The organism is Azospirillum brasilense (assembly GCF_022023855.1).
GTDB lineage: Bacteria > Pseudomonadota > Alphaproteobacteria > Azospirillales > Azospirillaceae > Azospirillum > Azospirillum brasilense_F.
In genome coordinates, this window is the sequence record NZ_CP059450.1 from 417,571 (window position 1) to 441,399 (window position 23,829).

Annotated in this window: 24 protein-coding genes; 16 read left to right on the top strand and 8 right to left on the bottom strand. The window is 68.9% G+C overall.

Annotation, left to right across the window (positions count from 1 at the left end):
• The 6 genes from H1Q64_RS15290 (at position 1) to tatC (ending at position 4,697) form a co-directional block, all read left to right on the top strand.
• Positions 1-807, top strand: a complete 807-nt coding sequence (locus H1Q64_RS15290) for a segregation and condensation protein A (RefSeq protein ID WP_237906026.1) — start codon at positions 1-3, stop codon at positions 805-807.
• Complete coding sequence (scpB, locus tag H1Q64_RS15295) at positions 804-1,457, top strand: SMC-Scp complex subunit ScpB (RefSeq protein ID WP_237906027.1); 654 nt, start codon at positions 804-806, stop codon at positions 1,455-1,457. Before H1Q64_RS15290 ends, scpB begins: the two co-directional genes overlap by 4 nt.
• Positions 1,458-1,581: 124 nt before the next feature.
• Positions 1,582-2,892: an ABC transporter ATP-binding protein gene (locus tag H1Q64_RS15300; protein WP_237906028.1), complete on the top strand. Its 1,311-nt coding sequence runs from the start codon at positions 1,582-1,584 to the stop codon at positions 2,890-2,892.
• A gap of 100 nt (positions 2,893-2,992) precedes the next feature.
• Positions 2,993-3,271: a twin-arginine translocase TatA/TatE family subunit gene (locus H1Q64_RS15305; RefSeq protein ID WP_237906029.1), complete on the top strand. Its 279-nt coding sequence runs from the start codon at positions 2,993-2,995 to the stop codon at positions 3,269-3,271.
• A gap of 48 nt (positions 3,272-3,319) precedes the next feature.
• Positions 3,320-3,871, top strand: a complete 552-nt coding sequence (gene tatB / locus H1Q64_RS15310; RefSeq protein ID WP_237906030.1) for a Sec-independent protein translocase protein TatB — start codon at positions 3,320-3,322, stop codon at positions 3,869-3,871.
• Positions 3,872-3,893: 22 nt separating this feature from the next.
• The gene (tatC, locus tag H1Q64_RS15315) at positions 3,894-4,697 is read left to right on the top strand and encodes a twin-arginine translocase subunit TatC (protein ID WP_237906031.1); all 804 of its coding nucleotides are present in this window, start codon (positions 3,894-3,896) and stop codon (positions 4,695-4,697) included.
• An 11-nt stretch (positions 4,698-4,708) separates the two neighbouring features.
• Here the strand turns inward: tatC and H1Q64_RS15320 are convergent, their stop codons facing one another.
• Positions 4,709-5,872 (bottom strand): GGDEF domain-containing protein, encoded by a 1,164-nt coding sequence (locus H1Q64_RS15320; protein WP_237906032.1) that lies wholly within the window; start codon positions 5,870-5,872, stop codon positions 4,709-4,711.
• A 185-nt stretch (positions 5,873-6,057) separates the two neighbouring features.
• On the opposite strand from H1Q64_RS15320, the gene serS reads away from it, so the two are divergent.
• The 4 genes from serS to H1Q64_RS15340 are packed head-to-tail and all read left to right on the top strand — an operon-like array spanning position 6,058 to position 10,106.
• Positions 6,058-7,323, top strand: coding sequence for a serine--tRNA ligase (serS, locus tag H1Q64_RS15325; protein ID WP_237906033.1), 1,266 nt, complete (start codon positions 6,058-6,060; stop codon positions 7,321-7,323).
• The gene (gene surE, locus H1Q64_RS15330) at positions 7,323-8,105 is read left to right on the top strand and encodes a 5'/3'-nucleotidase SurE (RefSeq protein WP_237906034.1); all 783 of its coding nucleotides are present in this window, start codon (positions 7,323-7,325) and stop codon (positions 8,103-8,105) included. Before serS ends, surE begins: the two co-directional genes overlap by 1 nt.
• Before the next feature lie 28 nt (positions 8,106-8,133).
• A complete protein-coding gene (locus H1Q64_RS15335; protein ID WP_237906035.1) occupies positions 8,134-8,787 on the top strand; it encodes a protein-L-isoaspartate(D-aspartate) O-methyltransferase in 654 nt (217 codons plus the stop codon).
• A gap of 38 nt (positions 8,788-8,825) precedes the next feature.
• Complete coding sequence (locus H1Q64_RS15340; protein WP_237906036.1) at positions 8,826-10,106, top strand: LysM peptidoglycan-binding domain-containing M23 family metallopeptidase; 1,281 nt, start codon at positions 8,826-8,828, stop codon at positions 10,104-10,106.
• Here H1Q64_RS15340 and H1Q64_RS15345 read toward each other — a convergent pair.
• The gene (locus tag H1Q64_RS15345) at positions 10,063-10,920 is read right to left on the bottom strand and encodes an ATP-binding protein (protein ID WP_237906037.1); all 858 of its coding nucleotides are present in this window, start codon (positions 10,918-10,920) and stop codon (positions 10,063-10,065) included. The genes H1Q64_RS15340 and H1Q64_RS15345 overlap by 44 nt on opposite strands.
• 138 nt (positions 10,921-11,058) lie before the next feature.
• On the opposite strand from H1Q64_RS15345, the gene H1Q64_RS15350 reads away from it, so the two are divergent.
• The 5 genes from H1Q64_RS15350 to H1Q64_RS15370 all read left to right on the top strand — a co-directional run bounded on the left by H1Q64_RS15350 (position 11,059) and on the right by H1Q64_RS15370 (position 15,288).
• Entirely contained in the window at positions 11,059-11,799 is a 741-nt protein-coding gene (locus tag H1Q64_RS15350) for a hypothetical protein (protein ID WP_237906038.1), read from the top strand.
• A 111-nt stretch (positions 11,800-11,910) separates the two neighbouring features.
• Positions 11,911-12,282 carry a preprotein translocase subunit YajC gene (gene yajC, locus H1Q64_RS15355; RefSeq protein ID WP_237906039.1) on the top strand — a complete coding sequence of 124 codons (372 nt, stop codon included), beginning with the start codon at positions 11,911-11,913 and terminating at the stop codon, positions 12,280-12,282.
• Between the two features lie 36 nt (positions 12,283-12,318).
• The gene (gene secD, locus H1Q64_RS15360) at positions 12,319-13,917 is read left to right on the top strand and encodes a protein translocase subunit SecD (RefSeq protein WP_237906040.1); all 1,599 of its coding nucleotides are present in this window, start codon (positions 12,319-12,321) and stop codon (positions 13,915-13,917) included.
• A 12-nt stretch (positions 13,918-13,929) separates the two neighbouring features.
• On the top strand, positions 13,930-14,883 hold the full coding sequence (secF, locus tag H1Q64_RS15365) for a protein translocase subunit SecF (RefSeq protein WP_237906041.1): 954 nt from the start codon (positions 13,930-13,932) through the stop codon (positions 14,881-14,883).
• A 27-nt stretch (positions 14,884-14,910) separates the two neighbouring features.
• Complete coding sequence (locus tag H1Q64_RS15370) at positions 14,911-15,288, top strand: Mth938-like domain-containing protein (protein ID WP_237906042.1); 378 nt, start codon at positions 14,911-14,913, stop codon at positions 15,286-15,288.
• Between the two features lie 86 nt (positions 15,289-15,374).
• Here the strand turns inward: H1Q64_RS15370 and H1Q64_RS15375 are convergent, their stop codons facing one another.
• From H1Q64_RS15375 to H1Q64_RS15390, 4 genes are all read right to left on the bottom strand, one after another.
• Positions 15,375-15,980, bottom strand: coding sequence for a superoxide dismutase (locus H1Q64_RS15375; RefSeq protein ID WP_014197280.1), 606 nt, complete (start codon positions 15,978-15,980; stop codon positions 15,375-15,377).
• Positions 15,981-16,048: 68 nt separating this feature from the next.
• Positions 16,049-17,365: a hydroxysqualene dehydroxylase HpnE gene (hpnE, locus tag H1Q64_RS15380; protein WP_237906043.1), complete on the bottom strand. Its 1,317-nt coding sequence runs from the start codon at positions 17,363-17,365 to the stop codon at positions 16,049-16,051.
• 9 nt (positions 17,366-17,374) lie between these two features.
• On the bottom strand, positions 17,375-18,310 hold the full coding sequence (gene hpnD, locus H1Q64_RS15385; RefSeq protein WP_237906044.1) for a presqualene diphosphate synthase HpnD: 936 nt from the start codon (positions 18,308-18,310) through the stop codon (positions 17,375-17,377).
• 39 nt (positions 18,311-18,349) lie between these two features.
• Positions 18,350-19,222, bottom strand: coding sequence for a squalene/phytoene synthase family protein (locus H1Q64_RS15390; protein WP_014197277.1), 873 nt, complete (start codon positions 19,220-19,222; stop codon positions 18,350-18,352).
• A 120-nt stretch (positions 19,223-19,342) separates the two neighbouring features.
• On the opposite strand from H1Q64_RS15390, the gene H1Q64_RS15395 reads away from it, so the two are divergent.
• Positions 19,343-20,197 carry a phytoene/squalene synthase family protein gene (locus tag H1Q64_RS15395; protein WP_237906045.1) on the top strand — a complete coding sequence of 285 codons (855 nt, stop codon included), beginning with the start codon at positions 19,343-19,345 and terminating at the stop codon, positions 20,195-20,197.
• A gap of 10 nt (positions 20,198-20,207) precedes the next feature.
• On the opposite strand, the gene H1Q64_RS15400 is transcribed toward H1Q64_RS15395, so the two are convergent.
• Entirely contained in the window at positions 20,208-22,241 is a 2,034-nt protein-coding gene (locus tag H1Q64_RS15400; protein WP_237906046.1) for a methyl-accepting chemotaxis protein, read from the bottom strand.
• A 164-nt stretch (positions 22,242-22,405) separates the two neighbouring features.
• Positions 22,406-23,770, bottom strand: a complete 1,365-nt coding sequence (trmFO, locus tag H1Q64_RS15405; protein ID WP_237906047.1) for a methylenetetrahydrofolate--tRNA-(uracil(54)-C(5))-methyltransferase (FADH(2)-oxidizing) TrmFO — start codon at positions 23,768-23,770, stop codon at positions 22,406-22,408.
• Between the last annotated feature and the right edge of the window lie 59 nt (positions 23,771-23,829).

The following is a 23,829-nucleotide window of genomic DNA, read 5'->3' on the forward strand; positions in this document are numbered from 1 at the left end:
ATGGTCGGCAGGAAACCCCCGGATCATGAGGGCGAGGGCGCCGAGGCGGCCAGCCCGGCGGAACAGCTTGTCCTCGTCCTGGACGGGTTCGAGGGGCCGCTGGACATGCTGCTGGCGCTGGGGCGCGAGCAGAAGGTGGACCTGACGAAGATTTCCATTCTCCAGCTCGCCGACCAGTATCTCGCCTTCATCGCCGAGGCGCGTAAGGTGCGGCTGGAGCTGGCGGCGGATTATCTCGTCATGGCGGCGTGGCTGGCCTACCTGAAGTCCCGCCTGCTGATCCCGGAGGTCGAGGACGAGGAGCCCTCGGGCGAGGACATGGCGGCGGCACTGGCCTTCCAGCTCCAGCGGCTGGAGGCGATGAAGGGGGCGGCGGCCAAACTGTTCGCCCGCCCGCAGCTCGGGGTTGACCGTTTCGCCCGTGGCGCCCCGGAGGACCTCGACATCCTGCGCAAGTCGGTCTTCCAGGTCACGCTCTACGACCTGCTGAAGGCCTACGGCGAGCACAGGAAGCGGCAGGAGGGCGGCGTCCTGCACATCGAACCGGTGCGCCTCTATTCGCTGGAGGACGCGGTGCGCCGCCTGTCCGAGCTGCTGGGCCGCATGCCGGACTGGGCCACCCTGTCGAGTTTCCTGCCGGACGGCGTGCGCGGCGGCCTGCTGACCCGCTCGGCGCTGGCCGCCCATTTCGCCGCGACGCTGGAACTGGCCAAGGCGGGGCAGGTGGAGCTTCGCCAGGACGGCGCCTTTTCCCCCATCTATGTCCGCCGGGCATCGCGCCGGCACGAGCAAGGCGACGAGGAATGAGCGGACCCGACGGCATGATCCAGGAGATCGACAACCCGGAGGAGGTCGAGCAGCGATTGCGCGATCTGCGACTGCTGGAAGCTCTGCTGTTCGCCTCCGCCGACCCACTGGACGAGGAGACCCTGGGCAGGCGGTTGACCCGCGACGCCGACGTCCGGGCGCTGTTGGAGGAACTGCGCGTCCATTACGCGGCGCGCGGCGTGAACCTGATCCGCACCGGCGCCGGCTGGTCCTTTCGCACGGCGGTGGACCTCGCCCCGCTGCTGCGGCAGGAGGAGGAGGTCTCCAAGAAGCTGTCCCGCGCCGCCATCGAGACGCTGGCGATCATCGCCTACCACCAGCCGGTGACCCGCGCCGAAATCGAGGCGATCCGCGGTGTGGCGACCAGCAAGGGCACGCTGGACATCCTGATGGAAAATGGCTGGATCAGGCCGGGCCGACGCCGCGAGACGCCGGGGCGCCCGCTGACCTGGGTCACCACCGACCATTTCCTCGACCATTTCGGCCTGGAGACGCTGCGCGACCTGCCGGGGGTGGAGGATCTACGCGCCGCCGGCCTGCTCGATTCGCGGCCGGTGCTTCTGGGCATCGGCGGAGCCGGCCTGGAGGATGCGGAACCATCGGAAAACGCTGACGATTCCGATACCTGAGCGAAACGCTCGAAAATAAGAACCATTTGCATCGGGGTCGGCGCACCGGTACTAAGGTCAATCGACCGCCATCAAACGACCCCCGGGCCGCTTCAGACTGGGACCGCCATAGACTGGGACTGCCATGGATCGTCCGTCCGTCACCGACGCCCGTTCTTTCTCCGCGACCGGAGACGCCGTTTCCGAACCCCGGCCGGCTGGCCTGCGCACCGCACTGCGCGACAAGGCGTCGGCCCTGTTCAGCCGCGGGACCGATCCCCGGCAGGGCGCTCCCTGCGAGGCCGCGCCGGTCACGCTCCCGGCCAACGGACGGCATCTCGACGCCTCCGGTCCCCAAGGTGGCGGCGCCGCCATCGCGGTGGAAGCCCTGGCGCTGAATGGCGTCACCCACCGCTACGGGCGCGTCGTCGCCGTCAACGACGTCAGCGTGACCATCGGGGCGGGGGAGATCGTCTGTCTGTGCGGGCCGTCCGGCTGCGGCAAGTCCTCACTGCTGCGCATCGCGGCAGGGCTGGAGGCGGTGCAGACCGGATCCGTCCGGATCGGCGGAACCGTGGTGGCGGACGAGCGCGGCGCGGTCCCGCCGGAACGCCGCGGCGTCGGCCTCGTCTTCCAGGATTATGCGCTGTTTCCCCACCTGTCGGTGCTCGACAACGTGCGCTTCGGCCTGACCGCCCTGTCCGGCGAGGCGCAGCGCAAGCGCGCGCTGGAATCGCTGGGGCAGGTCGGCATGGCCGGCTACGCTGATTCGTTCCCGCACCACCTCTCCGGCGGGCAGCAGCAGCGCGTGGCACTGGCCCGCGCGCTCGCCCCGAACCCAGCGGTTCTGCTCCTCGACGAGCCCTTCTCGGGCTTGGACGCCCGGCTGCGCGAGCAGGTGCGCGATGAGACGCTGCACGTGCTCAAGCAGAACGGCGCCGCCACCATGCTGGTCACTCACGATCCGGAGGAGGCCATGTTCCTGGCCGACCGCATCGCGCTGATGCGCGCTGGAAAGGTCGTCCAGGTGGGCAACCCGGTGGACCTCTACACCCGCCCGGTCAACGCCTTCGCAGCGGAATTCTTCGGCGAGGTCAACCGGCTGTCCGGCGTCGTGCAGGGCGGTGCGGTGGACACGCCGGTCGGCCCGATCCCCACGGAGATCGCCGACGGCACCGCCGTCGACGTGCTGATCCGCCCGGAGGCGCTGAAGCTGTCCGCCCAGCCCGCCGCCACGGTTCCCGCCGGCGACCTGCCGGTCCTGGCGCGGGTGATGGCGGCGCGCCTGCTCGGCCGCACCAGCCTCGTCCACCTCGACGTGCCGGACGGGAAGGGCGGGTCTGTGCATCTGCACTCCCGCATGCCCGGCCAGTTCCTGCCCCCCGAACAAAGTCACGTTTCGGTGTGCATGGACCTGTGTCAGGCCTTCGTTTTTCCAGCCGGTGCACCCACTTAAGTCGTTTGAGCGGTTTCACCCGACCGATCGTTGCGGGAGGGGAACCTTTCTGCCATAGTGCCGCCCCGCCATTGGGCTGCCTGTTCAGGAAACGTGTGTCATGGGATTCTCCAGCGTCTGGCATTGGGTCATCGTCCTTCTGATCGTCCTGCTCCTGTTCGGCGCCGGCAAGCTGCCGAAGGTCATGGGCGACCTCGCCAAGGGCATCAAGAACTTCAAGGCCGGCCTGAAGGACGAGGAAGAGGGTGCGGCTCCCGGCGCCGACTCCAAGGTCCTGCCGAACCAGCCCGTCCCGCCGGCCCAGCCGGTGTCCTCGGTCCATCCGGTTCCGCCTGCCGCCGACCCCGGCGTGAAGAAGGACGAGACGGCCCGCACCTGACCGTCCGGCGCCCTTCATCCCCGCGCCGCTTCGAAAGGCTGAGGAGCCATGTTCGACATCGCATGGTCGGAACTGATGGTCATCGCGGTCATCGCCCTCGTGGTGATCGGCCCGAAGGACCTGCCCAAGGCCATCTACACCCTGGGAAAATGGGTGAAGAAGGCGCGCGTCGTCGCGCGCGATTTTCAGGGCCACATCGACGACATGATGCGCGAGGCGGAGCTCGACGAGCTTCGCAAGGAAGCCCTGAAGGTCCGCGACACGAACCTCCAGAAGATGGTCGAGAACACGATCGATCCGAAGGGGGATCTGAAGAGCGCCTTCGACATGGGGGCCGACCTCGGGGCCAGCGGCTATCACGGCAGCCCGCCGGAGGATGGCCCGTCCTCGACGGCCGCATCCCAGGCGGCGGCTTCCCCGACGCCTCCCGTCGGATCGCCGCAGGTGACGGCGGCCCAGCCGCAGCCGGCGACCGAACCGCCGGTCACGGCCCCGCTTCCTCCGGTGCCGCCCGCGGAATTCGTCCCGGCCCCGGCCCAGCCGCCGGTTCCGGCCTCCGCCGACTCCGCTGCGGCGGCAACCACGAACAAGCAGGCGTGACCCAGTGTCCGGCGAAACGCGCATGACCGGCGAGTCCGACGACGAGCTCGAAGAAAGCAAGATGCCGCTGATCGACCATCTGGTCGAGCTGCGCAACCGGCTGATGTACGCGACGCTGGCGATCCTTATCGCCTTCTTCGTCTGCTACGCTTTCTCGGACCGCATCTACAACTTCCTGGTCCAGCCCCTGGCCGACATCCTGGCCGGGCAGGGGCGGCGGATGATCTACACCGGCCTGACCGAAGCCTTCTTCACCTATGTGAAGGTGGCCTTCTGGGCCGGCTGCTTCCTGTCCTTCCCCATTGTCGCCAGCCAGATCTGGATGTTCGTCGCGCCCGGCCTCTACAAGCACGAGCGCAAGGCCTTCCTGCCCTTCCTGGTGGCCACCCCGATCCTGTTCTTCCTGGGCGGGGCGATGGTCTACTACTTCATCTTCCCGTTGGCTTGGCGCTTCTTCCTGGGGTTCGAGTTCCACCCGGGCATGGACGCCGGCGCCCTCCCGATCGAGTTCGAGGCCCGCGTCAGCGAGTATCTCGGCCTCGTGATGCACCTGATCTTCGCCTTCGGGCTGGCCTTTCAGCTTCCGGTCCTGTTGACCCTGCTGATCCGCGCCGGCCTGCTGACGACGGAGACTCTGGCCGCCAAGCGGCGCTACGCCATCGTGTTCGTGTTCATCGTCGCGGCGATCCTGACCCCGCCGGACGTCATCAGCCAAGTCGGCCTCGCCATCCCGCTGCTGGCGCTCTACGAGGTGTCGATCCTGATCGGCCGCCGCATCGAGAAGACGCGCGGCGACGCAGACGAGACGGAAGCGGAGCAGGCGTAAGGTCTTTCTCCTTACGCCGTCGCTTCTTCGACCATCACCTGATTGCGGCCGTTCCGCTTGGCCCGATAGAGGGCTAGGTCGGCGGCCGCCAGCGCCGCGTCGAGATCCTTGCCGTTGCGGCAGGCGGCGATGCCAATGCTGACGCTGGCGGCGATCTCGTGGCCCTGGAAGGGCAGCGGCCGCGCCGCCACGTCGCGCCGCAACGCCTCCGCCAACGCCGCCGCCCCACTGCGATCGGTGTCGGGAAGCAGCACGCAGAATTCCTCCCCGCCATAGCGCCCGAACAGGTCGGTGCGGCGCAGCCTTGCCGCGACGATCTCGGAAAAGCGGCGGAGAAGCGCGTCCCCGGCCAGATGGCCGAAGGTGTCGTTGACCCGCTTGAAACGGTCGAGGTCGAGAAGCAGCAGGGTGAGCGGCGCCCCGTTCCGCTGCGCCCGCAGCAACTCCCGCTCGGCGTGCTTCAGGAAGGCCCGGCGGTTGTAGGCGCCGGTCAGCGGGTCGATGGTGCCGATGTGGTCCAGATCGGCCTGAAGCTTCTCGCTGGTCATGGCGAGGAAGCCGAATCCCCAGCCTGTGACTGCCAGGATGGCCTCCAGGAATCCGGCGCTCTGCACCAGGTTGGGTGTCAGGATGCTGTCCAACGGCCCACCCCAGGCGGTCAGCACGGCGCGCCCGGCGACGAACAGGGCATGGGCAAGGAAAACCAGGGCGGTGACCCGTTGCGCCCGCCTCGGCCGGTCCGCCGGCCCCGTCCACCACAGCTCCAGGGCAGCCAGCAGCGACAGGCCGGTAATTCCGGCGGACATGATCAGGACGCGCGCCGTCACGTCGTTGGTTGCCACCACGAACCACGCGATGCCCGCGGTCAGCACGGCAAGCAGCGCCATTCCGAGGCGCCAGGGGATGGATCGTCCGGCGAAGCTGCGCACGCCGAACCAATTCAGGATGTAAGTGGCGGCCACCAGGGCGTTGCTCAGCGGTACGACAGCGGCGGGCGGCCAGACCCCGTAAGCGGTGACCATGGCCATCCCGACGGTGCCGACCAGCGCTCCCCCGGCCCAATAGGCCAGCGCGGTGATGTGGCGGTGCGCCCTCCAGGTCAGGAAGGCGGCGATGGACAGCAGAACGCCGATGCCCACCAGGACGATGACGAGGGTGCGGGTGTCGAGGATCATGTCCGGAGTGGGGAGGGCAGCGGTCGATTTCGGGGTTCTGCACGCATTCGCGTTCCCGGCGCCACCGATAAGTATAGGACACCAATCATTTCAGGGTCTTTCCCATCGGCGCGGCTCCGCCTCTGGACCTTCACCCGGCGGCGGACTATAACCAGCCTCCCACCCATTCCGTATCGCCGTGAGCCATGCACGACCTTCGCGCCATCCGTGAGAACCCCGAATCCTTCGACCGCGGTCTCGCCCGCCGGGGCCTTGAGCCGATGTCGCCGACGGTGCTGGACCTCGATTCGCGCCGCCGCGCCGCGCAGACCCAGTTGCAGGAGATGCAGGCGCGCCGCAACGAGGCGGCGAAGGAGATCGGCCTCGCCAAGCGGGAGGGCCGCGACGCCCAGCCGCTGATGGACGAGATGGCGCAGCTCAAGGAGCGGCTGCCCCAGGTCGAGGAGGAGGAGAAGGCGCTGGGCGCCGAGCTGGACAGCCTGCTCGCCTCCATCCCGAACCTGCCCGCCGACGACGTGCCGGAAGGCCCGGACGAGACCGCCAACGTCGAAATCCGCCGCTGGGGCGAGCCGAAGGCCATCGCCGACGCCAAGCAGCATTTCGAGCTGGGCGAGGCGCTGGGCCTGATGGATTTCGAGGCGGCGTCGCGCATGTCCGGCGCCCGCTTCACCGTCCTGAAGGGCGGGCTGGCCCGGCTGGAGCGCGCGCTCGCCGACTTCATGCTGGACATCCACACCGGCGAGCACGGCTACACCGAGATCGCGCCGCCGCTGATGGTCCGCGACAACGCCCTGTTCGGCACCGGCCAGCTTCCGAAGTTCGAGGAGGACCTGTTCCGCACGGGCGATCACTATCTGATCCCGACCTCGGAAGTGCCGCTGACCAACCTCGTCAACGACCAGATCGTGGCGACGGAGGAACTGCCCCTCCGCTACACCGCGCTGACCCCCTGCTTCCGCGCCGAGGCCGGGTCGGCCGGGCGCGACACCCGCGGCATGATCCGCCAGCACCAGTTCTGGAAGGTGGAGATGGTCAGCGTCACCGCGCCGGACCAGTCAGAGGCGGAACACCAGCGCATGACCCAGTGCGCCGAGACCATCCTGCAGCGGCTGGGGCTGCCCTACCGCGTGGTGACGCTGTGCACCGGCGACATGGGCTTCTCCGCGCGCAAGACCTTCGACATCGAGGTCTGGCTGCCCGGCCAGAACATGTACCGCGAGATTTCGAGCTGCTCGAACTGCGGCGACTTCCAGGCCCGCCGCATGAAGGCCCGCTGCCGGTCGAAGGGCGAGAAGCAGACGCAGTTCGTCCACACGCTGAACGGCTCGGGCGTGGCGGTCGGGCGCTGCCTGATCGCGGTGCTGGAGAATTATCAGCAGCCCGACGGCTCCATCCTGGTTCCCGAAGCGCTCCGGCCCTACATGCGCGGGCTGGAAAGGATCACCGCCTGATGTTCGATCTCCCGCTCGACCTGTCGAACGCGCGCATCCTCGTCACCAACGACGACGGCATCCACGCGCCGGGCCTGAAGGTTCTGGAGGCCATCGCCCGCTCCATCTCCGACGACGTGTGGGTGGTGGCACCGGAGATGGAGCAGTCGGCGGCCAGCCACTCGCTGACCATCAACCGGCCGCTGCGCCTGCGCCAGCTGGACGAGCGGCGCTACACGGTGGACGGCACGCCGACCGACTGCGTCCTGTTGGCCGTCAACCACATCATGAAGGACGCCCGCCCGACGCTGGTCCTGTCCGGCGTCAACCAGGGCTCCAACATCGGCGAAGACGTGACCTATTCGGGCACCATCGCGGCGGCCATGGAGGCGACCCTGCTGGGCGTCCCGGCCATCGCGCTCAGCCAGCACTACGAGAACCGCGCCCAGATCGACTGGTCGGCGGCGGAGCGCTGGGGGGCGGAGGTGATCCGCAAGGCCGTCTCCACGCCCTGGCCGAAATATGTCCTGCTCAACGTGAACTTCCCGGCCTGTCCGGCGGATCAGGTGACCGGAATCCAGGTCGTCCGCCACGGCAAGCGCAAGATCGGCGACGAGCTGGTAGAACGTGTCGATCCGCGCGGCAAGCCCTATATCTGGATCGGGACCCTGCGCGGCGAGGCCGACGTGGCGCCCGACACCGACATCCATGTGGTCTTCCACGGGGGTATTTCGGTGACGCCGGTCTATCTGGATCTGACGCACACGCCGACGCTCCAGACCTTGCGGCACGCGTTCGAGTGATCCGGTTTCCGAGGTGAATGGGTAGGGTGTGACGGTCGAGGCACGCAAGATCCGGCTTCTGATGGCGTTGCGCCGCAACGGCGTGACCGACACCCGGGTTTTGGCCGCGATCGAGCGAATCCCGCGCGAGCGCTTCGTCCCCGACCCCTTCCAGGATCAGGCGTGGGAGGACACGGCGCTTCCCATCGATCTGGGCCAGACCATCAGCCAGCCGCTGATCGTGGCGCTGATGACCCAGGCGCTGGAGCTGGAGGAGCGGCAGACGGTGCTGGAGATCGGCACCGGCTCCGGCTATCAGGCGGCTGTTTTGTCGCGGCTGTGCCGATGGGTCTACACCGTCGAGCGGCTGCGCCCGTTGCTGACCGAGGCGGAGGGGCGATTCCAGGCGCTGCGCCTGAACAACATCACGACCCGCCACGGCGACGGGACGAAGGGCTGGCCCGAACAGGCGCCGTTCGAGCGCATACTGGTCACGGCCGCCGGAGGCCCCGATGCGCCAAAGGACTTGACGGATCAGCTCGCCGTTGGTGGTGTCATGGTCATCCCGCTGGGGGGCGACTACCGCGGCCAGCGGGTCGTCCGCATCCGGCGGACCGAAACCGGTCTTACACGGGAGGACTTGTGGCCCGTCCGCTTCGTACCGTTGCTGTCCGACCCTCCGTCTCCGCCAGGAACGGAATAGCTGGCCCGTTCGGCGTGTCACTTGGCGTCACATCCAGCGTGTCTGGGCGCGTCCTCTTCGCGGCGCTGGCGTTGATCCCGCTGCTCGCCGCCTGCCAGCAGCGCACCGGCGATCTGGCGCCGGTCACCTCGGTGTCCAGCACTCCGGATTCCATCGGCGGCGCGGTGATCGTGCAGCGCGGGGACTCCGCCTATTCGCTGTCGCGACGCTACAACGTGCCGCTGCGCGACCTGCTGGAGGTCAACCACCTGTCGCCTCCTTACCAGTTGCAGGTCGGGCAGCGGTTGGTCCTGCCGGTGTCGCGCCAGTACATCGTGCAGCGCGGCGACACGCTCTATGGTATCTCCCGCATGTTCAGCGCGGACATGAGCGAGCTGACCCGCCTCAACGGCCTGACCGCACCCTACGCGGTGCAGGCCGGGCAACCGCTGCGCCTGCCGGGTGGTGACGCCCCGGGCGGCACCGCGGTGGCCCAGGCGCCGTCCTCAAGCGCGGGGGCCGCGGTCGGCGGGGTGGTGGCCTCGGCGCCGGTCAAACAGGTGTCGCGCGGGTCCATCCAGGCGGCGGAGCTGCCGCCTCCGGGCGCCTCGGCACCGGTGGAGAGGGCTCCGGTGGAGTACCCGTCGCAGACCGCGACCGTTCTCGCCCCGGTCCCCGGCGCCAAGCCGTCCGCCGCGCCGGAGGTGGCGACCGGAGCGCCCGTCTATCAGCCGGGGCAGGCCCCGACCTCGCTGCGTCCGCCTGGCCAGAAGCCCACCGTTCCCGAACCGGCGGCCGCGCCGCGTGTCGTCGAGGCCGCTCCAGCCCCGCCACCGCCGCCGGCACCGGCCCAGGAGGTCGCCGCCGCTCCGCCCCCGCCGCCAAAGGCCGCGGAGCAGGCGACGCCGCAGCGCGCCACCGGGCGCCTGCTCTGGCCGGTGAAGGGAAAGGTGATCTCGACCTTCGGGCCGAAGCCGGACGGTCTGCACAACGACGGCCTGAACATTGCCGCCAGCAAGGGAACAACGGTGGTCGCCGCCGACAACGGCGTGGTTGCCTACGCCGGCAATGAGCTGCGCGGGTTCGGCAACCTGCTGCTGGTGAAGCATTCGGACGGCTTCATCACCGCCTACGCTCACCTCGACCGCATCGACGTGGAGCGGGGCGTGGCGGTGAAGCGCGGGCAGGCCATTGGCACGGTCGGCCAGACCGGATCGGTGACGAGCCCGCAGCTTCATTTCGAACTGCGCAAGGGCAGCCAGGCGGTCGATCCGCGCGACCGCATGGAGCCGCGGGTCAGCGAAGGGGCTTCTCCAGACGCCCAGCCAGGTCCTGGATGAACTGCCAGGCCACCCGGCCGGAGCGGCTGCCGCGGGTCACCGACCATTCCACAGCCTCGGCCCGTAGCTGCTCCGCCGGGATGTCCAGCCCGAAGCGGGCGGCGTAGCCCTCAATCATCGCGAAGTAGGTCGGCTGGTCGCAGTTGTGGAAGCCCAGCCACAGGCCGAAGCGGTCAGACAGCGACACCTTCTCCTCGACCGCCTCCGCCGGGTTGATGGCGGTGGAGCGCTCGTTCTCGATCATGTCGCGCGGCATCAGGTGGCGGCGGTTGGAGGTGGCGTAGAACACCACATTCTCCGGACGCCCCTCGATCCCACCTTCCAGAACGGCCTTCAGCGACTTGTAATGCGCGTCGTCGTGGTCGAAGGACAGGTCGTCGCAGAACAGGATGAAGCGGCGCGGCTCGTCCTTCAGCCGGGCGAGCAGGCGGGGCAGGGTGGGGATGTCCTCGCGGTGGATCTCCACCAGCGCCAGCGTGCCGGGATGGTCCCGCGCCACCGCGGCGTGCACCGACTTGACCAGCGAGCTCTTGCCCATGCCGCGCGAGCCCCAGAGCAGGGCGTTGTTGGCGGGCAGGCCGGTGGCGAAGCGGGTCGTGTTGTCCAGCAGGATGTCGCGCTGGCGCTCGACGCCGCGCAGCAGGCCGATCTCAACCCGGTTCACGGTGGGCACCGGCTCCAGCCGGTCGGGATCGGCGTGCCAGACGAAGGCGTCGGCGGCGCCGAGGTCGAGCCGGCCCGGCGGCGGCGGGGCGAGCCGTTCCAGGGCCTCGGCGATGCGGGTGAGGAGGGGCAGCAACTGGGCGTCCGACATCGTGTTCCTTTGCAGGCGTTTCTTCCGGTTTCGTTGCGCCGACCCTAACCCGCGTCCCCGGTTGCGGACAAGGAGGCGCGCTTGCGGGGGAGACGTGCGCGCCGCTAAGGTGCGTGGAACGCGAACCAAGGGCCGGCCATGCACGTAGAGCGCTCCACCGAACTCCCGAACCCGGCGGGGAGCGCCGCGCATGTCCTGCAGCGGCTGGAGGAGACGCCGCTTCGCGAGGACCCCTTTCCGCATCTTGTGGTGCCGGACGCCCTGCCGGCGGACCTCTACGCACGCGCCGTCGCCCAATGGCCGAAGTTCGAGGCGCTGGCCCTCCTGCAGATGGACAGCCTTCCCCAGCGTTATCAGATGGTGCTGACAGACCGCAATCTGAGGGAGATGGAGCCGGAGGCCGAAGCGGCCTGGCGGGAGGTCCGTGATTCCCTGTTCGGGCCGGAGACCCTGGCCCGGCTCGCCCCGCGCTTCCCCTCGCTCGCCACCAAGCTGGAGACGCCGGTCGGGGCCCGGCCGGCCATGGTCTACGCGCGGCTGATCGAGGACCATGCGGGCCACGCCATGCTGCCCCACACCGACGTGTTCGGCACCTTCCTGTCCATGCTGCTCTACATGCCGGCGGACGGCCGCCGCCCCGATCTCGGCACGGCGCTGTACCGGCCTCGCGACCCGTCCTTCACCGCCAACGCCGGACGCTCGACGGCGCGGTTCCCGCGCGAGGATTTCGAACTGGCCGGCACCGCGTCCTTCCTGCCGAACCATCTGCTGGCCTATGCGCCGTCCGACCGATCCTTCCACGGGGTGGAGCCGGTGGAGGCACCCTGCGTGCGCCGGTTCCTGCTTCTCTTTGCCGTGATGGACAGCCGCGGCCCTTGAAGCCCGGCGGGCGTACCCCTATTCCATTGCATCGACGGCCCGGACCGTTATAGTCGCCGCGTCCGCGAGCGCCCGCTGCGCCTTCGGAACCAAACCACAGGGAGCCTCCAGATGTTCGTTTCGACGGCCTATGCACAGACCGCCGCGCCCGCCGCCGGTGGGGCCGACATGATCGTGCAGTTCCTGCCGCTGATCCTGATCTTCGTCGTCTTCTATTTCCTGCTGATCCGTCCGCAGCAGAAGAAGATGAAGGAACACAAGGGCATGCTGGAGGCCATCCGTCGCGGCGACCGCGTGGTGACCGGCGGCGGCATCATCGGCACCGTCACCAAGGTCGGGCCGGAGGACGAGCTTCAGGTCGAGATCGCCGAGAACGTCCGCGTCCGCGTCATGCGCTCCACCGTGAATCTCGTGCTGTCGAAGTCCGAGCCGGCCAAGAGCGCCGACGAGAAGGCTGAAGAGAAGGTCGTGGACCGCAAGTAACGCGGTTCTCCGGTAGCGAACGGGACTGGTTTACGAATGCTGTATTTTCCGCGCTGGAAGATTTTTCTGATCGTCGCGATCTGCGTGCTCGGGACCATCCTCACGCTGCCGAATTTTTTCAGCCGCGAGACGTTGTCGGCCCTGCCGAACTGGTACGCGCACAGCCGGGTCAATCTCGGCCTCGATCTGCGCGGCGGGTCGCACCTGCTGCTCGAGGTGGACATGGGCGCGGTCATCCGTGACCGCGTCGAAGGTCTGGTCGATTCGGCGCGCACCCAGCTCCGCAACGACAATGTCGGCTACACGGCGATCAACCCGGGCGACCGCGGCATCACCGTGCAGCTCCGCGATCCGGCGCAGGCCGACACGGCGGTGCGGGCGCTGCGCCAGCTCGCCAACACCATCGGCGGCGGACCGCTCGGCGGCGGCCAGCCCGACCTGGAGGTCACCGCCAACGGAGGCAGCGTCACCGCCCGGCTCAGCGAGATCGCGCTGCGCGAGCGCGCCACCCAGGCCATCGAACAGTCCATCGAGATCGTGCGCCGCCGCATCGACGAGACCGGCGTCAACGAGCCGACCATCGCCCGCCAGGGCGCCGACCGCATCCTCGTCCAGCTTCCCGGCGTCGAGGACCCCGACCGCGTGAAGCGTCTGCTTGGCACCACCGCGAAGATGACCTTCCGCCTGGTCGACATGAACGCCGACCCGAGCGCCGGCCGCGCCCCTCCGGGCACCGACATCCTGCCCTCGGCCGAAGGCGGGCGGGCGCAGAGCGCCTACGTCATCCGCAAGAAGGTCGAGGTGGACGGCGCCAACCTGACCAACGCCACCGCGGGCAGCAACCCGCAGACCGGCGAGTGGGTGGTCAATTTCGAATTCGACAGCATCGGCGCCCGCCGCTTCGCCGACGTGACCCGCGCCAACGTCGGCCGGCCCTTCGCCATCGTGCTCGACAACAAGGTCATCAGCGCCCCGGTGATCCGCGAGCCGATCACCGGAGGACGCGGCCAGATCAGCGGCAGCTTCACCGCCGCCGACGCCAACGATCTCGCCGTCCTGCTGCGCGCCGGCGCGCTGCCGGCCCCGCTGAAAGTGATCGAGGAGCGCACGGTCGGCCCCGACCTCGGCGCCGATTCGATCCGCGCCGGCCTGATGTCGGTGGGGATCGGCTTCGTGCTGGTCTGCGCCTACATGATCGCCGCCTACGGCCTGTTCGGGGCCTTCGCCTGCTTCGCCCTGCTGGTCAACACCGTCCTGACGCTGGCCGCGCTGTCGCTGCTCCAGGCGACGCTGACGCTGCCGGGCATCGCCGGCGTCCTGCTGTCGCTCGGTCTTGCGGTCGACGCCAACATCCTGATCAACGAGCGCATCCGCGAGGAAACCAAGAAGGGCCGCGGCGTCTTCGGCTCGGTGGAGGCCGGCTTCAGCCGCGCCTACTCCACCATCGTGGATGCCAACCTGACCACCGCCATCAAGATGGCCATCCTGTTCGTGCTGGGCACCGGCGCGATCAAGGGCTTCGCAGTTACCATCACCTTCGGCATCCTGATTTCGCTGTTCACGGCAACCGTGCTCGTGCGTCTCATGATGGTCAGTTGGCTGCGCAAGACGCGGCCGGCCGCCCTGCCGGTGTAAGAGGTCATTCCCATGTTCCGGCTTCGTCTGGTTCCTGACAACACCAACATCCAGTTCATGCGCGGGCGACACGCCGGCCTGATCGTGTCGGCGTTCCTGTCGATCGCGTCGGTGGTACTGTTCTTCTATCCCGGCCTGAACTACGGCATCGACTTCCGCGGCGGCATCGTCATCGAGGCGCGCACACCGCAGGCCGCCGACTTCGCCTCGCTGCGCCACACGCTCGGTCAGCTCAACATGGGGCAAGTGGCGTTGCAGGAGTTCGGGTCGCCACAGGACGTGCTGATCCGGCTGGAACGCCAGCCGGGCGACGACGCGGCGCAGCAGGTGGCCGCCGACAAGGTGAGGGCCACGCTCGCTCAGGAGATCCCCGGCACCACCGTGCGCCGCGTCGAAGCGGTCGGCGCATCGGTCAGCGGCGAGTTGTTCTTCAACGGCATGCTGGCGCTCGGCCTCGCGCTGCTGGCGATGCTCGTCTACATCTGGTTCCGCTTCGAATGGCAGTTCGGATTCGGCGCCATCGTGACGCTGCTGCTGGACGTAACAAAGGTGGTCGGCTTCTACGCGATCACCGGGATGCAGTTCAACCTGACGGCCATCGCGGCGATCCTGACGATCATGGGCTATTCGACCAACGACAAGGTCGTGGTCTATGACCGCATGCGCGAGAATCTGCGCATCTACAAGAAGATGCCGCTGCGCGAGCTGATCGACCGCTCGATCAACGAGACGCTGAACCGCACGCTGGGCACCTCCATGTCGACGCTGCTGTCGATCCTGCCGCTGGCCTTCTTCGGTGGCGAGGCGCTGCAGGACTTCGGCATCGTGCTGATCTTCGGCATTTTCCTGGCGACCTCCTCGTCCATCTTCATCGCCGCCCCCATCTTGCTGTTCCTGGGCGAGAACCGGCTGCGCCGCAACGCGCCGGCGGAGAACGCGGCCCCGGCCGCCAACCCGACGCCCTGACCGGAAAGAATAGGAAGCGGATCAGAGATGGCGGACATCACGCCGATCATCCCGTCGGACCGTCAGGTCATCGACGGGTACGGGGACGGGCAGTTCTGCGTGTCCGGGCAATGGCGCACCGGGGCGGTTGTGGTCCTTCCTGACCGCACGGAGCCCTGGCGCCCCCAGGACTTCGCTGCCCTGACGGCGGAGGACTTCGCCCCGGTCATCCAGGCGGAACCGAGGGTGGAGTTCCTTCTGCTCGGCTCCGGTACCCGGATGCAGCTTTTGCCCAAGGCCCTGCGCCAGAGCCTGCGCGACTCCGGTCTGGTGGTGGAGGTGATGGACACCGGGGCGGCCTGCCGCACCTACAACGTCCTGCTGGCCGAGGGCCGGCGGGTCGGGGCGGCACTGCTGCCGGTGTGATCCGGTTCGCCCCCCGCTGCGAATCACCGAACGAAAAAAGGCCCCCGGATCGGGGGCCTTTTCCGTTCTGGCGATCCGGTAAGGGATCAGGCCGGGGCCTTCGACAGGCGCTCGGCCACGAACTCCCAGTTCACCAGGCTCTCCAGGAACGCCTTCACGAAGTCCGCGCGGCGGTTCTGGTAGTCGACGTAGTAGGCGTGCTCCCACACGTCGGCGGTCAGCAGCGGGAAGTGGCCCTGGGCCAGCGGGGTGTCGGCGTTGGAGGTCTTGGTGACCTTCAGCTTGCCGCCGTCGATGTACAGCCACGCCCAGCCCGAGCCGAATTGGGTGATGGCGGCGTTCGAGAACTCCTCCTTGAACTTGTCGACGCTGCCGAAGTCGGCGATCAGGCGCTTCTCAAGCTCGCCCGGGATGGCGCCGCCACCGTTCTTCTTCATGCTCTGCCAGTAGAAGGTGTGGTTCCACACCTGACCGGCGTTGTTGAAGAGGCCCTGCTTGGAGGCATCGCCGTAGCTCTGCTTGATGACGTCTTCCAGGCTGGCGTCGGCCAGCGGGCTGTCCTTCGTCAGGTTGTTCAGGTTGGTGACGTAAGTCTGGTGGTGCTTGTCGTGGTGCAGGTGCAGCGTCTCCGACGACATGAACGGCTGCAGAGCATCATAGCCATACGGGAGCGGCGGCAGTTCGAACGCCATTGAGTTACCCTCTCTTCTTGGATTGTCCCATCTCGGCCCGCGCCTTGCGGCACGGCACCTCCGTCCGCTCAAATAGGCCCGCGGCGCGGCAAAGTGAAGGCTGGAAAAAGGCCGAGGCGCGAAAAGGTGGTAATCCTTGCGTTCAGGACCGCGCGTGCGGCGAACTCGCCGGAGCGCACCGCACCTTCGAGTGTCGCCGGAAGCCCCATCTTCGTCCAATCGCCGGCCAGAACGAGGTTTTTCAAAGCTGTCTGGGCTCCGGGGCGATTCGCCGCATGGACAGGAGACTGGTCCGGAGTCGCCCGGCGCTCCTTGATGATTCGGAAAGGCGGCAGGGCCGCGTCGGGTGTGCCGAGCGCCGTCGCCACGTTGCGCCACAGGGCGGTGGCGACCGCTTCGGCGGGCTGAGCGGCGAGCGCATCGGCGTCGCTGACCGTCACCGACAGCACGTCGCCGCGCCGGAACAGCCAGTCCGCCGTACCGCCCACCAACCCAAGGAAGGGCAGGCCACCCGGCAGGTCGATCGGGGCGGGCAGGCGGAAGTGGGCGTTGACGATGGCACGCCCGGCGGCGGGGGGGGATGCGGGCAGCGCCTCAGGCAGCAGGCGTCCGGCGATCCAGGCCGGCACCGCCAGGATCACGGCATCGTCGCCGCCAAGCGCGATGCGCTCCCCATCCACCGACAGGGCGGCGATGCGATCGCCCACGCGTTCCAGCCCATCCACCCGCGTGCCTGTGCGGAGGTCGGTGCCGTTCCGCGTCAGCCACGCCACCGCCGGATCGACCAGGGCAGCGGACAGACCCTTCTCGGCGAACAGGGGGCGGCAGGCGGCCTCGCCGCGCAGGAGCGTTTCGCGCAGCACGGCCCCGAACAGGCGGGCGGACACCCGCTCCGGTGCCCCGTTCATCACCGACACGGCCAGCGGCCGCCACAGGCGTTCGTACAGCGCTCCGTCGGAGGGCAGGGCGTCGGCCACCGCCCCGTCGGGGCGGGCGATCAGGGTCCGCAGGGCGGCGAGATAATCGGCGGAGCGGCTTCCCGGCACGCGGCGCGCCTTGTCGAACAGCCACAGCCCGCCGGGCTGGAGGCACCAACGCTCGCCAGTGTTGAGGTCGAGGAAGGGAAAGGCGGCGGGGCGCAGTTCGGTCAGCGCGCCGCCGGCGCCGACCCGCTCCAGATAGCCGAGCAGGGAGCGGTTGCCGCTGAGCGCCAGATGGCTGCCGTTGTCCACCACACGGTCCAGCGTGGCGTCGTAAAAGGAGCGGCAGCGTCCCCCGGCCTGCGGCGCGCTCTCATGCAGGATGACCCGCCGCCCGGCCTCGGTCAGGCGGACGGCGGCGGACAGGCCGGCAAGGCCGGCGCCGACGATGTGGACGGTGCCCAAGCCGGCCCGTCAGGCGGCAGGCGGATAGCCGAGCGCGCAGCGCACGGCCACCAGGGCGCACTCACGCTTGCCGACCCGCACCCGCTGGTCGAGGTCGCGCCAGCCCCGGGCGCGCAGACGCACCAGCAGCCGGTGGTACAGCACCATCATGGCGACCGCCGCCCACAGCGAGCCACGACGCCCGGCGGACTGCCCCTCGGCGAGCGCCCGCCGCGCCTCGGCGAAGCGCTCCTCGGCGAGAACCGCCAGTGCTTCGCAGGTCTGCGGCAGGTTGGGGTGGGCGAGCACCGTGGCGGGGTCGGAGCTGCCGATGCCGGCCTCGTCGAGCAATTCGCGCGGCAGGTAGAGGCGGCCGATCTCCGCGTCTTCCGTCAGGTCGCGCAGGATGTTGGTCAGCTGCAACGCTTCGCCCAGCGCCAGGGCGAAGGCCTCGGTGGAGGCGTCCGCCCGGTCGAAAACGCGAATCGCCAGCATGCCAACCGCTCCGGCGACGCGGCGGCAATAGAGCCGCAGGGTCGGCAGCGCCGGGCCGGTCATGCCTCCGCTGTTGCCGGCCCCGGCGCCGTCGTCCGCCGGGATGTCCATCGCCATGCCGTCGATCAACGCTTCCAACTCGCCCCGCGGCAGGCCGTAGCGTTCGATGGCGCCCTTCAACGCCGCTCCCAGGGAGCTGGACGGCGCGCCGCCGGCGTAGAGGCCGCGGATCTCGGTCCTCCAGGCGTCGAGCGCCGCACGCTTCTCCACGGGCTCGCCGGGCTCGTCCGCGATGTCGTCGATTCGCCGGCAGAAGGCGTAGACGGCGAACATCGCCGCCCGCTTGGAGCGGGGGAGAAGCAGCATCGGCCAGTAGAAGGTGCTGCCCGACCGCCCGGTCACCGCCGCCGCCGCGGCAGCCGGGCTGCCGGCGGTGTCGCTCTGCGTCGAGTCCAGCGATGGCTGCGGCATACGTCGGTCCTGTGTGGTGTCGGTCGAAGAGGCCGGAGTCTATTTGCTCCCGATGGCGCGCGCCAGTCCGCGTGCGGTGGCGAACAGCTTATGATGCGTGCCGAGCACCACCCGCTTCTTCAGCGGGTCGCGGCTGCGCAGCCGCTGCGCCAGAGACTCGGCGAGGCTGAGGATCACCGACGCTTCCATCCGCAACCCCCGGTGCTGGATCAGGCCGGGCAGGGGGGCGGCACGCTCCAGCAGGCGGTCGGTGTGCTCCAGCGTGCGGTCGAATATGGCGCGCAGTTTGGCGTCGCTCTCGGTTTCCACCAGACGCTCGACGCTGATCGCCGAATCGTCGAACCAGACCAGCGGGATGTAGCAGCGCCCGAGCTGGCTCCAGTCCTCCCGGCAGTCCTGGAGGTGGTTCAGCACCTGCAGGGCGGTGCACAGCGCGTCCGACGCCGGCCCGGCGGCCACGCCCTCGCCATGCAGGTCCAGCAGGTAACGCCCGACCGGATTCGCGGAGAAGCGGCAATAGAGCAGCAGGTCGCTCCAGCTGTGGCAGCGCGCGCCCACCGCGTCGCGCCGGAAGGCGCGCAGCACCTGCCGGGGGTGGCGGTCGCTGACGCCGGTCGCCTGCAGGCTGGCGCGCAGGTCCAGCGCCGGCTTCAGATAGGCGTGCTTGGCCTGCCCGGTGGTCAGCGAGCGTTCCAGCGCCTCCAGATAGGCGAGCTTGGTCTCCGGTTCGAGATCGGGGTCGTCGGCGATGTCGTCGCCCAGCCGAACGAACCGGTAGAAGGCCATGACATGCGGCCTGAGATGCTTCGGGAGCAGGCGCGAGGCGACCGGAAAATTCTCCGAGTCCGCGTCCTTGCGGGCGACCGGGCTGGGTTTGCGGGGCTTGGTGGGGGCGACGTTGAAATCGGCCATTGTTCCGCCTGCTGCGCGTCGGGGCTGGTGTGGAGAGCCTGTCTGCCTAATATAAGGCGCTTGCGGGCTTTGCCCCGCTTCCAAACTGTGCCACCCCCATTTTTCCAGAACAGGCATCACATGGCGAAGGCGACCCCCGACCTGTCCTATTGCGGACGGGAGGTGCGGAAATATGACAACGACCGCTTCCTGACCTGCCTCTTCGCCCCGGCGGAGCGCCGCGAATCGCTGTTCGCCCTCTACGCCTTCAACCTGGAGATCGCCAAGACTCGCGAGGTGGTGACCGAGCCGGTGCTGGGCCAGATGCGGCTGCAATTCTGGCGCGACGGGCTGGACAAGGTCTATGGGGGCGGTGCCGTGCCCAAGCACGCCGTCATGGAGCCGCTGGCCGCCGCCGTGCGGGAGGGCGGGTTGAACCGCGCCCTGTTCGACCGGCTGATCGACGCGCGGGAGGCCGACCTGGACGACACTCCGCCGGCCAACATGTCCTGCCTCGTCAACTACGCGGAGGTCACCGGGGCGCCGTTGGTCCAACTCGCGCTGGAGATCCTCGGCGCGAAGGGGGCGGAGGCGGCGGAGGCCGGGCGTCAGGCCGGGATCGGCTACGCGCTGGCCGGCATCGTCCGGGCGGTGCCCTTCCACGCCCGCCAGCACCGCCAGCTTCTCCCCGCCGACCGCATGGCGGCGCACGGCGCCAAGCAGGGCGACCTGTTCGAGCTGCGCTCCACCCCCGAGCTGCGCCCCGTGGCGCGCGAGGTGGCGGAGGCCGCGCGCGATCATCTGGCGAAGGCCCGTGCGTTGCGCCGCTCGGTGCCGCGCGCCGCGCTGCCGGCCCTGTTGCCGGTGGTGCTGGCCGGGCTGCATCTGGGCGCGCTGGCGCGGGAGGGCAACGACCCCTTCGCCCCACGTGTGCTGATGCCCCACCCGCTGCGCCACGCCAAGCTGGCCTGGGCGGCGCTGCGCGGCAGGTTCTGACCCCTGTCGCTCAGGCGGCGCGGATCATCGCAACGAACCGCTCCACCTCCTGACGGAGCTGGTCGGCCTCACGCGACAGGTCGCCGGCGGCGTTGAGCGCCTGATCGGCCATCGAGCCGGTGGAGCCCGCCGCCTGGGTCACGCCGCCGATGTTCACCGACACGGCGGCGGTTCCCATCGACGCCTGCTGGACGTTGCGGCTGATCTCCTGGGTGGCGGCGCCCTGCTGCTCCGCGGCGGCGGCGATGGCGGTGATCGTTTCGTTGATGGCGATGATGCTCCGCCCCACCGTCCCGATGACGCTGACCACCGTGCCGCTGACGGTCTGCATGTCGGCGATCTGCCGCGAGATGTCCTCCGTCGCCTTGGCGGTCTGGTTGGCGAGATTCTTCACTTCGCTGGCGACGACGGCGAAGCCTTTTCCGGCCTCCCCGGCGCGGGCGGCCTCGATGGTGGCGTTGAGCGCCAGAAGGTTGGTCTGCCCGGCGATGCCCTGGATCAGATTCACCACGTCGCCGATCTTCTGAGCGGCGGCGGCCAGCCCTTCCAGCGTGCTGTTGGTGCGCTCCACCTCGGCGACCGCCTCCGTGGCCATCTGGGAGGAGCGGCCGATCCGCTCGTTGATCTCGCGGATGGAGCAGCTCAGCTCCTCCGTGGCGGCGGCCACCGTCTGGACGTTCTGGCTGGCCTCCTCGGCGGCGGTGGACACGGCGGCGGCCTGACGGTCGGTCTGGGCGGCGATGGCCGACAGGCTCTGCGCGGTGCTGCGCATCGCGCCCGCCTGTTCCGACACGTTGCGCACGACACCGCCCACCGACGCCTCGAACCGGCTGGCGACGTCGGCGAGGTCGCGTTTGCTGCGTTCGGCGGCGCGCTGCTCCTCGCGGTGGCGTTCCTCCTCCAACTCCGCCATACGGGCGGTGTTGTCCTGGAAGAGCTTCAGGGCCTTGTTGATGGCGCCGATTTCGTCGGTGCGGTCTGTGTCGGTGATGACCACGCCGCGCTCCCCGGCGACCACGGCGTCTAGCGTCGCGATGGTGCGACGCAACGGCAGGCCGACGATGCTGCGGCTGGCGAACAGGAGTGCGGCGACCAGGGCGGCCAGCAGGACCAGCCCGCCGACGATGGTGGCGTTGCGCAGGTCCCGGACCGGGGCGTTGATCTTGTCGAGCGGCAGGTTGACCAGCAGGGACCAGGGCGTATCCGTTCCCGCGACCTTCACCGGCAGGAACAGCTGCTTCACGGGCTGCCCATCGGCGACCGACATCTGTTCGAAACTCCGGCCCGCGCGGATGGCCGGCTTGGCGGCGTCAAGCGCCGGGTCCAATTTGCCGATCGGTTCCCCCATCTGTTCGGCGTCAGGGTGACCGGCCCAGACGCCGTCGTTGGAAATCAGGTGAATGGACCCGCTGTCGAAGGGCTTCACCGTCTTCAGCATGGACCAGATGCCGTCGGTGGACAGATCCACGCCGGCCACCCCGATGACGCGGCCGTTTTCGACGATCGGGACGGACATGGACACCATCAGCACCTTCCGGCTGGCGACCATGTAGCTGTAGGGCTCCACCACCATGGCGTGCCCGGTACGCTTCGGGATCTGATAATAGGCGCCGTCGGAACCCGGATCGTCATAGCCGACGAGGGACTCCAGCGCGACCGTCCCCGACCCGCGGTTCCAGTAGGGGAGGAAGCGGCCGGACGCGTCGGAGCCCGGCTTGTTGGCGAACTCCGCGTCGCGGCCGTCCAGGGCGTTCGGCTCCATCCCCACCCACACGCCGAGGAACTCCGGGTTGGCCTCGGCAATGCTCTTGAGCCAAGTGGAGAGCTGCTCCCGGTCGGTGCGGCCGGCGGCCTTCAGACCGACCAGCGAGGTCGCGATGAAGCGGCCGGCCTCCATCGCGTTGCCCAGCCGGGAGTGCACCATCTCGCCGTAGCGGTGGCCAAGCTGCTCCCCGCTCCGGAAGGCCAGGGTTTCGATGTCCGACCCGCTCTTGGTCGTCAGGGCCGCGATCCCCAACGCCAGGGAAATGATCGTCACCGTCACGATGACGATCACCTGTTTGGCAACCAATGATTTTGTTTTAATCATAACCATCCCGCCGGAAGACTTTCTCGCTCATTCGAAAGAAAGTGTCCCATGGCATTGGTTAAGCGTCACTTATGACCTTTATTATAGTTCCGTGATAATTTTCCCGGAATTGCCGGGCCTCAGACCGCGACAGCGGGTGCGGCCTTTAGCCACCCCTCGAGGTCCTCTAGCGCGCGGCGGGTGTAGGCCAGCTTGCGGTCGCGGCCGCGGATGCGTTCGTCCACCGGCGGGAAGAGGCCGAAATTGACGTTCATCGGCTGGTAGGTGTCGGCGTTGGCGCCGCCGGTGATGTGGCCGAGGATCGCCCCCAGCGCGGTGGTAACCGGCGGGGCGGACGGCTCGCCGCCCAGCCGTTCGGCAGCGGCGAAGCGACCGGCGAGCAGGCCGACGGCGGCGCTTTCCACATAGCCTTCGCAGCCCGTCACCTGCCCGGCGAAGCGGATGCGCGGTTGCGCCTTCAGCCGCAGCGCGCCGTCCAGCAGGCGCGGGCTGTTCAGGAAGGTGTTGCGGTGCAGGCCGCCGAGTCGCGCGAACTCCGCCTTTTCCAGGCCGGGGATCATGCGGAAGATCCGCGTCTGCTCGGCGTGGCGCAGCTTGGTCTGGAAGCCGACGAGGTTGTAGAGCGTGCCGAGCGCGTTGTCCTGGCGAAGCTGGACCACCGCGTAGGGACGGCGTTCCGGCTTGTGCGGGTTGGTCAGGCCGACCGGCTTCATCGGGCCGTAGCGCAGCGTGTCGATCCCGCGCTCCGCCATCACCTCGATGGGCAGGCAGCCTTCGAAGTAGGGCGTGCTCTTCTCCCACTCCTTGAAGTCCACCTTCTCGGCGGTCAGCAGGGCGTCGATGAAGGCGCGGTACTCGTCCTTCTCGAAGGCGCAGTTGATGTAGTCCTTGCCGGTGCCGCCGGGGCCGGGCTTGTCATAGCGTGACTGGAACCACGCCTTGGACAGGTCCACGCTCTCCAGATAGACGATGGGGGCGATGGCGTCGAAGAAGGCCAGCGACTCTTCGCCGGTGAAGCTGCGGATGGCCTCGGCCAGCGGCGGGGAGGTCAGGGGGCCGGTGGCGATGACGACGCTGTCCCACGCCTCCGGCGGCAGGCCGGCAACCTCGCCGCGCTCCACGGTGATGAGCGGGTGGCCGGTGATCGCCTCCGTCACCGCGCCCGCGAAGCCGTCGCGGTCCATGGCCAGCGCGCCGCCCGCCGGCACCTTGTGCGCGTCGGCGCAGCGCAGGATCAGCGAGCCGCAGCGCCGCATCTCCTCGTGCAGCAGCCCGACCGCGTTGTACTCCGCGTCGTCCGACCGGAAGGAGTTGGAGCAGACCAGCTCGGCGAGCTGGTCGGTGCTGTGCGCCTCGGTCGGGCGTACGGGACGCATCTCGTGCAGCACGACGGGAACGCCGCGCTGGGCGAGCTGCCAAGCGGCTTCGGACCCGGCGAGGCCACCGCCGATGACGTGAACGGGGGAAAGGGACGTGTCGACCATATCAGCAACTTTCGCAAAGTTGCCGAACAAGTAGACCGTCATTGTCGCCACGGCAAGGC